Origin of the sequence: Paranoxybacillus vitaminiphilus (assembly GCF_003259935.1) — a bacterium.
Classification (GTDB): domain Bacteria; phylum Bacillota; class Bacilli; order Bacillales; family Anoxybacillaceae; genus Paranoxybacillus; species Paranoxybacillus vitaminiphilus.
The window spans coordinates 26246-36188 of sequence record NZ_QLMH01000024.1 but is presented as its reverse complement, the minus strand read 5'-3'; the positions used below and the strand labels follow the sequence as shown (position 1 = coordinate 36188).

General features: G+C 40.1%; 12 protein-coding genes, 2 tRNA genes and 2 rRNA genes. 13 read left to right on the top strand and 3 right to left on the bottom strand.

The window, feature by feature from the left end; all coding sequences use genetic code 11:
• The 8 genes from B0I26_RS16495 to tsaD all read left to right on the top strand — a co-directional run.
• Positions 1–95: ribosomal RNA gene (locus B0I26_RS16495) — 23S ribosomal RNA — on the top strand; the annotation flags it as partial.
• Positions 96–501: 406 nt separating this feature from the next.
• Positions 502–618: ribosomal RNA gene (gene rrf, locus B0I26_RS16490) — 5S ribosomal RNA — on the top strand.
• Between the two features lie 250 nt (positions 619–868).
• Positions 869–945: transfer RNA gene (locus B0I26_RS16485), tRNA-Met, on the top strand.
• A 22-nt stretch (positions 946–967) separates the two neighbouring features.
• A tRNA-Asp gene (locus B0I26_RS16480) sits at positions 968–1043 on the top strand.
• A 190-nt stretch (positions 1044–1233) separates the two neighbouring features.
• The gene (gene tsaE / locus B0I26_RS16475) at positions 1234–1707 is read left to right on the top strand and encodes a tRNA (adenosine(37)-N6)-threonylcarbamoyltransferase complex ATPase subunit type 1 TsaE (RefSeq protein ID WP_111646483.1); all 474 of its coding nucleotides are present in this window, start codon (positions 1234–1236) and stop codon (positions 1705–1707) included.
• Complete coding sequence (gene tsaB, locus B0I26_RS16470) at positions 1688–2380, top strand: tRNA (adenosine(37)-N6)-threonylcarbamoyltransferase complex dimerization subunit type 1 TsaB (protein ID WP_111646482.1); 693 nt, start codon at positions 1688–1690, stop codon at positions 2378–2380. The genes tsaE and tsaB overlap by 20 nt, the downstream gene beginning before the upstream one ends.
• A 13-nt stretch (positions 2381–2393) precedes the next feature.
• Positions 2394–2840, top strand: coding sequence for a ribosomal protein S18-alanine N-acetyltransferase (gene rimI, locus B0I26_RS16465; RefSeq protein ID WP_181502967.1), 447 nt, complete (start codon positions 2394–2396; stop codon positions 2838–2840).
• The gene (tsaD, locus tag B0I26_RS16460) at positions 2837–3847 is read left to right on the top strand and encodes a tRNA (adenosine(37)-N6)-threonylcarbamoyltransferase complex transferase subunit TsaD (RefSeq protein ID WP_111646481.1); all 1011 of its coding nucleotides are present in this window, start codon (positions 2837–2839) and stop codon (positions 3845–3847) included. Before rimI ends, tsaD begins: the two co-directional genes overlap by 4 nt.
• Before the next feature lie 312 nt (positions 3848–4159).
• Here the strand turns inward: tsaD and B0I26_RS16455 are convergent, their stop codons facing one another.
• Entirely contained in the window at positions 4160–6088 is a 1929-nt protein-coding gene (locus B0I26_RS16455) for an ABC-F family ATP-binding cassette domain-containing protein (protein ID WP_111646480.1), read from the bottom strand.
• Between the two features lie 132 nt (positions 6089–6220).
• Between B0I26_RS16455 and moaC the strand changes: the two genes are divergently transcribed.
• From moaC to tatC, 4 genes are read left to right on the top strand one after another with little or no spacing between them, the layout of a single operon-like run.
• Positions 6221–6712, top strand: a complete 492-nt coding sequence (gene moaC / locus B0I26_RS16450; protein WP_111646479.1) for a cyclic pyranopterin monophosphate synthase MoaC — start codon at positions 6221–6223, stop codon at positions 6710–6712.
• A gap of 35 nt (positions 6713–6747) precedes the next feature.
• Positions 6748–7386, top strand: coding sequence for a redox-sensing transcriptional repressor Rex (locus B0I26_RS16445; protein WP_111646478.1), 639 nt, complete (start codon positions 6748–6750; stop codon positions 7384–7386).
• Positions 7387–7407: 21 nt separating this feature from the next.
• Positions 7408–7569: a twin-arginine translocase TatA/TatE family subunit gene (gene tatA / locus B0I26_RS16440; RefSeq protein WP_111646477.1), complete on the top strand. Its 162-nt coding sequence runs from the start codon at positions 7408–7410 to the stop codon at positions 7567–7569.
• Positions 7570–7586: 17 nt separating this feature from the next.
• The gene (tatC, locus tag B0I26_RS16435; RefSeq protein ID WP_111646476.1) at positions 7587–8333 is read left to right on the top strand and encodes a twin-arginine translocase subunit TatC; all 747 of its coding nucleotides are present in this window, start codon (positions 7587–7589) and stop codon (positions 8331–8333) included.
• Positions 8334–8359: 26 nt separating this feature from the next.
• On the opposite strand, the gene B0I26_RS16430 is transcribed toward tatC, so the two are convergent.
• Positions 8360–8557, bottom strand: a complete 198-nt coding sequence (locus B0I26_RS16430; protein ID WP_111646475.1) for a YdiK family protein — start codon at positions 8555–8557, stop codon at positions 8360–8362.
• A gap of 2 nt (positions 8558–8559) precedes the next feature.
• A complete protein-coding gene (locus B0I26_RS16425; RefSeq protein WP_111646486.1) occupies positions 8560–9294 on the bottom strand; it encodes a CPBP family intramembrane glutamic endopeptidase in 735 nt (244 codons plus the stop codon).
• Between the two features lie 286 nt (positions 9295–9580).
• On the opposite strand from B0I26_RS16425, the gene groES reads away from it, so the two are divergent.
• Complete coding sequence (gene groES, locus B0I26_RS16420; RefSeq protein ID WP_111646474.1) at positions 9581–9865, top strand: co-chaperone GroES; 285 nt, start codon at positions 9581–9583, stop codon at positions 9863–9865.
• Positions 9866–9943 lie beyond the last annotated feature (78 nt).

The following is a 9943-nucleotide window of genomic DNA, read 5'->3' as shown; positions in this document are numbered from 1 at the left end:
AAGATCCCTCGAAGATGACGAGGTAGATAGGTCCGAGGTGGAAGCGTGGCGACACGTGGAGCTGACGGATACTAATCGATCGAGGACTTAACCAAATGAGAAAAACGGAGACGAGCGCTTAGCGCCGTAAGGAAAATGTTCTTCCGACGAGAAGTGCTTGCCACTTCGACGGAGGAAGGTTATTTTCCACGAGGCGCTGCGAGTCGCAGTTAGACAATAGAAAAGCGGAGGCGACTGTTTAGCCTCGTAGGGCGAATGTTCTTCCGACGAGAAGCGCTTGCGCTTCGATGGAGGAAGGTTATTCGACACAAGAGGCTAGGAGCCGGAGCTAGACAGCTCGAAAAGTGAAAAGAGTGCAGCTTCTCCATGAATACTAGAAATATCGGTTATCTAGTTTTGAGGGAATAATCCCTGACAGTCTGTGCCTGCGTCTACTAGCTTATTCGAAGTTGATGGATTCCTCGGCACAAGCCTGCAGGGAAGTGAAAACAAAGTAGATGGCTTGGTGACGATGGCGGAGAGGACACACCCGTTCCCATCCCGAACACGGAAGTTAAGCTCTCCAGCGCCGATGGTAGTTGGGGCCAGCGCCCCTGCGAGAGTAGGACGTTGCCAGGCCTTAAAATTGAATTTATTATTGCGGGGTGGAGCAACGAGCGAAGCATCTATGAATAAGCTTCGAGTTGTCCCGACGCACCTGTCCTCATCGAATTAACTAGAAGAGGAAGGGACACAAATCGAATCCGCTTCTGCGAATGTACCTCAGCGTACCACTCGAGCCACTTCTTGAATAGGCATTCTGAGAGTGGGACGGTCTTATACAATACCCTAAATATGTAGCATAAATTAATTAAGTTTTTCATATCATCGCGGGGTGGAGCAGTCTGGTAGCTCGTCGGGCTCATAACCCGAAGGTCGCAGGTTCAAATCCTGCCCCCGCAACCAAATTAACATATATAATGATAGTGGTCCCGTAGTGTAGTGGTTAACATGCCTGCCTGTCACGCAGGAGATCGCGGGTTCGAGTCCCGTCGGGACCGCCATTCATGAACAGTGTTAAAACGAAACATTGTTGTTTCGTATTTTTTTATGTCTTTTTTGCTTAATTTCCCCTTTTGCGATAAACTAATAGATGTACCGTTTTCATCCTTAGGATATTCTTTCCTAAGGACTTTTTTGTAATAAAAAATTCTCTCTTATTTACAAAATCAACGAACAGTCAGGTGACTTAAAATGAGACGATATGAATTTATCAGCCATTCTCCTAAAGAAACGATGGATGTTGCGGCTAAATTAGCTGAAAAGCTGCAGCAAAAAGATGTAATCACACTAGAAGGAGATTTAGGAGCGGGAAAAACAACATTCACAAAAGGATTAGCAAAAGGTTTAGGAATCGAACGCAATGTAAACAGTCCTACTTTTACCATTATTAAAGAATATAAAGGAAGATTGCCTCTTTATCATATGGATGTATATCGACTTGAGGATACATTTGAAGACTTAGGATTTGACGAATATTTTGACGGTGATGGAGTAACTGTAGTAGAATGGGCTCATTTAATACAAGAACAGCTTCCGCCGGAGTTGCTAAAAATTCATATTTACCATCATGGTGAGTCGGAACGTAAAATCGTACTTGAGCCAATCGGTAAACGATATGAAGAGTTATGTAAGGAGATTATCGGCAATGAAAGTATTAGCAATTGATACATCGAATTTTGTCATGGGCATTGCTTTAGTGGAAGATGAGATTGTAAAAGGAGAAATGATTACCAATTTAAAGAAAAATCATTCTGTTAGAGTGATGCCGGCGATTCAGTCGTTACTTGCCGAATGTGACGTTTCTCCAAAAGAGCTCGATTTAATTGTTGTTGCTAAGGGGCCTGGTTCTTATACAGGTGTGAGAATCGGGGTAACGATTGCGAAAACGCTAGCGTGGGCATTAAACATTCCGCTTGCAGGTGTTTCCAGTCTTGAAGTGCTGGCTGCTAATGCTAAATATTTTGACGGATTCATTTCACCATTGTTTGATGCAAGAAGAGGACAAATTTATACTGGGTTATATAAGTATCATGAAGAACTTCTTGAAGCAGTCGAACAGGATCAAATTTTGCTGTCGAAGGATTGGGCACGTAAATTAAAAGAGAAAAATGAAAAAGTATTATTTATTGGAAGCGACTATGAGTTACATAAGGAAATTTTAACAGAGGAACTTAGAGAGTTAGCTGTATTTGCTCCTCCGTCTCTCCAATTGCCGCGTCCAAGTGAATTGGCTTTACTCGGCATGAGAAAAGAGCCGGAAAATATTCATTCTTTTGTGCCTAATTATATACGTTTGGCTGAAGCGGAAGCGAAATGGCTTGAGCAACAGCAAAAATAAAGTGGGGATATGCATGGAGATTACATTTCGGCAAATGACACTCGATGATCTTGACGATGTATTAAAAATTGAACATGCTTCTTTTACGCTTCCTTGGAGCAGGGAATCGTTTTACAATGAGTTAGTTCATAATAAGTATTCTAACTATATTGTCATGGAATGGAATGGTCAAGTGATTGGCTATTGCGGGATGTGGTTAGTCATTGATGAGGCACATATCACCAATGTCGCCGTGCTGCCGGAGTTCCGCGGCAAAAAATTAGGAGAAGCATTGATGAGAAAGGCGATGGAGACAGCTAAAGAACGAGGGGCAAAAACAATGACATTAGAGGTTCGCGTTTCTAATCATGTTGCACAGTCTTTGTATCGCAAACTCGGTTTTCTTAACGGCGGGATTCGCAAACAGTATTATACGGATAATCAAGAAGATGCGCTTGTAATGTGGGTGAATTTAAGATGAAGGATATATATATACTTGGAATTGAAACGAGCTGCGATGAAACAGCAGCAGCAGTTGTAAAAAACGGCAGAGAAATGATTTCAAATGTAGTAGCCTCGCAAATTGAAAGCCATAAGCGTTTTGGCGGGGTAGTGCCGGAAATTGCTTCCCGCCATCATGTTGAACAAATTACACTTGTATTGGAAGAGGCGATGCGCCAGGCAAATATATCTTTTGCGGAGCTTGATGCGATTGCGGTTACTGAAGGACCAGGATTAGTAGGCGCGTTGCTTATTGGCGTTAATGCGGCAAAAGCGTTAGCATTTGCCCATCATTTACCGTTGGTTGGCGTACATCATATTGCCGGACATATTTATGCCAACCGTCTAGTGACAGAAATGAAATTTCCTTTACTCTCCCTTGTTGTGTCTGGCGGGCATACGGAGCTCGTCTATATGAAAGAGCATGGTGTATTTGAGGTGATCGGCGAGACAAGGGACGACGCTGCCGGAGAAGCTTATGATAAAGTGGCAAGAACGTTAAATCTTCCGTATCCAGGCGGACCGCATATTGATCGTTTAGCCCATGAAGGAAAGCCGACGATTGATTTACCGCGCGCTTGGCTTGAAGAGGATTCATATGATTTTAGCTTTAGCGGTTTGAAATCGGCCGTCATTAACACGTTGCATAATGCAAAGCAACGTGGTGAAACAATTGATCCAAAAGACATGGCCGCAAGCTTCCAAGCAAGTGTCGTTGAGGTGTTAGTAACAAAAACGGTCAAAGCGGCGAAAGAATACGGAATACGTCAAGTGCTTTTAGCAGGCGGGGTAGCAGCAAATAAAGGATTAAGAGAAGAGCTTGAAAAACAGTTCGCAGAGCTTAAAGATGTTGAACTTGTGATTCCGCCTCTTTCCCTCTGCACAGATAATGCGGCCATGATTGCTGCAGCAGGTACCGTTTTATTTGAAAAAGGGAAATTTGCGACGATGGCGCTTAACGGAAACCCAAGCTTAGAATTGAAATAATGGAGCAAAAATCCCCTAAAAATGTCAAGGGGGTTTTCTTTTCTAAAAAAATAGTTCATTGTGAATAGATTTATCAACAAGGTTGTTAATAATGTGGAAAAAACCAATTTAAAGGTTAGAATCAATGTTTATTTATCAACAGAAATTTGTGTATATCTTGATTGTTTTTTGTGGATAATGTGGAAAAGTCGTGAATAACTTCATTTTAAAGGTTATTTTATGTGTGAAAATATGTGGATAATTTATTGAGGCAAAAAGGCATAGCATTTATTCTGCTATGCCTTTTTTAACAAAAATTATTATTGTAATGTACTATATATGCAATGATTCCCATTCTTCCATTAACGTTTCTAAGCTGTCTTTCATTGTCTCGACTTCTGAAGTTAATTGCTGCACTTTCTCATGGTCCTGGTATATTTTTGGGTCACACAACAGCTCTTCTTTTTGGGCAATCAGTTCTTCAATCTTTGCGATTTCTGTTTCAATTTCCTCAATTCTTCTCTTTCGCTGTCTTTCTAATTTTTTCGCTTCTTTTTCTTGTTCATAACTTAGTTTTGCTGGTGCTGTATTGTTTTTTTCTGTTTTGTTCTCTTCTGAAGCCAAGCGTTCAAGTTCCAGCATTTCCGCCTTTTTCTCTACATAATAGTCATAGTCTCCCAAGTATTCGGTAATGCCGTCTGTGGATAACTCATATACTTTTGTGGCAATACGGTTGATAAAGTAACGGTCGTGCGAAACAAAAAGAATCGTTCCCGGGTAATCGATTAAAGCATTTTCAAGAACTTCTTTGCTGTCTAAGTCTAAATGGTTTGTCGGTTCGTCTAAAATTAAGAAATTCGCTTTTTCCATCATTAACTTTGCTAATGCTAATCGTGCTTTTTCTCCGCCGCTAAGTGCGGATACAGGCTTTAACACATCGTCTCCAGAGAATAAAAAGTTGCCTAAGACCGTTCGAATTTCTTTTTCGCTTTTTAAAGGGTATTCGTCCCATAATTCGTCAAGTACCCGTTTATTCGATGACAAATTTGCCTGCTCTTGATCGTAGTAGCCTATTTTCACATTAGAGCCGTAGCGAAACTGGCCGCTTTGAAGCGGTAATTTTTTAATGATGGCCTTTAATAGCGTCGATTTTCCAATTCCATTCGGTCCTACTAATGCGATGCTTTCGCCTCTAGTAATTCGAAAATGAATATTTTGAACAATGGGTTCTCCTTCGCGGTAGCCTATAGAGACTTGTTCCGCCGTTAATACTTCGTTTCCGCTTTGCCGTTCAATCTCAAAAGAAAATGAAGCTGCTTTTTCGTCGCCAAAAGGTTTGTCCATCAGCTGCATTTTCTCCAGTTGTTTGCGGCGGCTTTGGGCGCGTTTCGTTGTCGAAGCGCGTGCGATATTTCGTTGAATAAAATCTTTTAGCTTTGCGATTTCTTCTTGTTGTTTTTCATAAAGCTTTAATTCCAGTTCATAGTTTTCTGCTTTTTGCTGCAGGTAGCTGCTGTAGTTACCCGTGTATTTTTTGATGGATGTTCTCGATAGTTCATATACTTCGGTAACAATCTTATCTAAAAAATAGCGATCATGCGAAACGACTAAGATGGCTCCGGGATAGTTTTGTAAATATTGTTCAAGCCATGTCAATGTTTCAATATCTAAATGGTTTGTCGGTTCGTCTAAAATCAGTAAATCAGGTTTTGTTAACAATAGTTTTCCGAGCGCAAGACGAGTCCGCTGGCCCCCGCTAAGTGAGGTAATAGGAGTGTCAGCCCAGTCGTAATCAGCAAAATTTAAGCCGTGCAGTACCGAGCGGATATCTGCCTCGTATTGATAACCGCCCTCATTTTTAAATCGTTCTTGCAGCGCGTCATAATCTTTTAAAAGTTTCTCATATCGCTTATGATCAGCGATGACATCAGGGTCTCCCATTTGCAATTCTAGCTTGCGGAGTTCATTTTCCATTTGTTTTAGCGGGGCGAATACGGTCATCATTTCTTCCCAGATGGTTAAATTAGAATGAAATCCCGTGTCTTGCGCCAGATATCCAATGGTAATATCTTTCGGTCTGATAATCTCGCCGCTGTCGTAGGACATCTGGCCGGCAATAATTTTTAATAATGTCGATTTTCCTGCACCATTTCTGCCAACTAGAGCAACACGATCTTTTGACTGTATTTCCAGTTTTATATTCGATAAAATAAGGTCAGCACCAAAATATTTGGAAAGTTGGTTAATTTGTAAAATAATCATTGTTTTTCACCTCTTGTTCGCCAATAATAGTGTAGCGCAAGTTATTCTAATAGGGCAACAATGGTGACTGTCAAACAGGAAAAGACAGATTAGCGAAAATAGTGTATATTTTATAAATAGGGGAGATTGAAATTGTCGTCTTTTACTCATTTTAATGAACAAGGTCATGCGCAAATGGTTGATATTACGGAAAAATCGGAAACAGTAAGAACGGCTGTTGCAAGGACAAGTGTCATATTAAACAAGGATATATACGAACATATAACCAATCGCACAGTCGCTAAAGGAGATGTTCTTGCTGTTGCACAAGTTGCCGGTATTATGGCTGCGAAAAAAACAGCAGACATTATTCCGATGTGCCACCCTTTAATGTTAAAAGGTGTCGATATTCATTTTGCTTGGAATATTGAAAATGATAAGTATGAGTTATTGATTACGTCTCAAGTAAAAACGAAAGGAAGCACAGGTGTCGAAATGGAAGCGCTAACGGCTGCTTCAGTGTGCGCCCTAACTGTTTACGATATGTGTAAAGCGCTTGATAAAGGCATTGTCATCGGCCCAACGTATCTTGTTGAAAAAACGGGAGGAAAGTCGGGTACTTATCAAAGAAAAGCTGAAATTTAAATTGCATTGTTCAAAGGGATGTTGGAGGGGTTTTTGTGAATCATGAACAAATAAAAATTCCACAGGCTACCGCGAAACGCTTGCCGCTATATTATCGCTTTTTAAAAAACCTGCATGCTTCGGGGAAACAGCGCGTATCCTCTGCTGAGTTAAGCGAAGCGGTGAAAGTCGATTCGGCGACGATTCGCCGTGATTTCTCCTATTTTGGCGCGCTCGGGAAAAAAGGGTATGGTTATAATGTGAATTATTTGTTATCCTTTTTTAGAAAAACGCTTGACCAAGATGAAATTACGGAAGTTGCTTTAGTTGGCGTCGGGAACTTAGGAACGGCGTTTTTAAATTATAATTTCATGAAAAATAACAATACAAAAATTGTAATGGCGTTTGACGTAGATGAAGCAAAAGTGGGTCTCAAAGTCGGAGGTGTGCCTGTTTATCATCTTGATGAGCTGGAGCAGCGTTTGAATAAACATATTCCTGTTGCGATTTTAACGGTTCCTGCTCAGGTGGCTCAGCCGATTACCGACCGGCTTGTCAAACAAGGAGTAAAGGGAATTTTGAATTTTACTCCAGCCCGTTTAAATGTTCCGGAACATATTCGCGTTCATCATATTGACTTAGCTGTTGAACTGCAATCGTTGGTGTATTTTCTAAAGCATTATCCAGCAGAATGATGATAAAGGAGCTAAAAAATAATGAAATATTTATTAATATTGCTTGCTGTTGTACTATTGTTTGGTTCGAAAAAATTACCGGAGCTAGGCCGCTCGCTTGGTCAATCGCTGCGGGAGTTTAAAGATGCTACAAAGGGATTAGCTGATGAGGAAGACGATGCTAACAAGAAAGACTCCAAGTAATGGTAGGATGAGTTTGTATGAATGATAAAGAAATGTCCGTGTACGAGCATTTAGGTGAACTTCGAAAGAGGCTCATTATTGTTGCTGTATTTTTTATAGTCGCATTGGTGGCCAGTTTCTTTTTAGTCGAGCCGATTATCCTTTATTTGCAAAGAGCGGATGAAGCGAAGGAGTTAACAATGAACGCCTTCCGTCTGACCGACCCAATTAAGATTTATATGCAATTTGCTTTTATTATTGCCGTGATTCTTACGTCACCGATGTTTTTGTATCAGCTTTGGGCATTCGTCAGTCCGGGATTGTATGAAAAGGAGCGGAAAGTAACACTTAGCTATATTCCGCTATCTGTCGGGTTATTTTTAGGAGGCGTGGCCTTTGCTTATTTCGTGCTATTTCCGTTCGTTGTTGATTTTATGCAAAGCTTAGCAGGGCGGCTTGGCATTCATCAAGTCATTGGAATTAACGAGTATTTTCAGTTTATGCTGCAATTAATTTTGCCGTTTGGGCTTTTATTTCAGCTGCCTGTCATCGTTATGTTTTTGACGCGTTTAGGGTTAATTACTCCGATGCTGCTAAGCAAGGTTCGTAAATATGCTTATTTTGTGCTGTTGGTTATCGCAGCTTTTATTACTCCGCCTGACGTTATTTCGCAAATTATCGTTACGATACCGCTTTGCTTGCTGTATGAGGTGAGCATATGGATTTCAAAAATATCGTATCGCAAAGCTCTCTTAGCAGCCCAGCAAGAAGAAAACCTCCCATAATGCGGGAGGTTTTTTCTATGCGCGGGTTATTTGTTTAACTTTTTCATCTTAAAATGGAGCGCAAACATGCGAAAAGCAACCCCGAAATCTAAAGTTGCGACAATCATTAAAATCACTGTTGAAAAGTTCCATATCGTCCCATGGGCACTTTCAATTGCCAAGTAAGTAAATAAAGAACCCATAAGGAAATAGAAAAGCGCCATATTTAATGGAGAAGTTCTCATTTTTAAAAGCCTCCAAAAATAAATTGCATCTTTTCAGTCTGTTTCATCATTTTCTCAATATCGTCGGCAAAAACGGTCTGCATCACTACAACAAATGTATTCATTGCTACATGAGCGAAAATCGGCACTAAAATTCGTTTTGTTTTTACATAAAGAAAGGCAAATGTCAGCCCCATTGCTGAGTATAACAACAAATGCTCAAATTCCATGTGGACAACGGCAAACAGCAATGAGCTAATCATGGCGGCAATGAAGAAATTATATTTTTTATAAAGCGACCCGAAGATGACTTTTCGGAAAATAATTTCTTCTAAAATAGGTCCGATAATGGAAGTGACGATAACAAGAAGAGGGGTAAGCTTAATAATTTCCACGATTCTTTTTGTGTTTTCCGACCCCATTTCAACGCCAAAAACACGAAACTCGATATTTGCTGCAATCGCTTGAGCAAATAAGGCTAAAAAGAAGCCGCCGATTGCCCACAAGAACGCAACAGGTACAGAGGCTTGATCGCGATAGTGCCGCTGTTTTATGTCGTCTCTTAATAGAAAAAGGACAATCAAGAAAGTGACAGAGAAACTAATCACAGCCCAGTAACCGGAAGCGATAGAAGCAGCGGTTATTTTGTTTTGCGCATTCGCTCCGATTCCTAAAGATAACAATAAAGGGACTCCCGCTAAACCGGATAATTGCATTAAAACATATGCCGCAATAACATACCAATATTGCCGTTTCAACATGAATTCTCCTTTACGTGAGAGATAGAATGGTTATGCTTATCGTATTTTAGCACAGATTTAAAAAAAATAATTATAAAATGATTGAAATTCATGTTTATATTTATAAGATTGCGGCATAATCTAAAAGGGAGTTTTTGTTGTTAAATTATTCAATTTTTTTTCATTTCCTACTTGCAAAAAAAAAAGAAGTTGATTAATATTATAAGTGTGTTAGCACTCGATTAAGATGAGTGCTAATAAAAAACTAAAAATAACTAAACCATTTTTGAGGAGGTTGTTTTGAGTGTTAAAGCCATTAGGTGATCGCGTTGTTATTGAGCTAATCCAAACAGAAGAAAAAACTGCAAGTGGTATCGTATTACCGGACACAGCGAAAGAAAAACCTCAAGAAGGAAAGGTAGTAGCTGTTGGTACAGGTCGTGTACTTGACAGCGGTGAGCGTGTAGCTCCAGAAGTAGCTGTAGGCGATCGCATCATCTTCTCAAAATATGCTGGTACTGAAGTGAAATACGAAGGTAAAGAATACTTAATCTTGCGTGAAAGTGACATTTTAGCTGTTATCGGTTAATGATTTGATACGGCTTTTTATAACATAAATTACTTAGAAAAAATACTTAATCATAACATTTTGAGGAGGTAGTGGTTT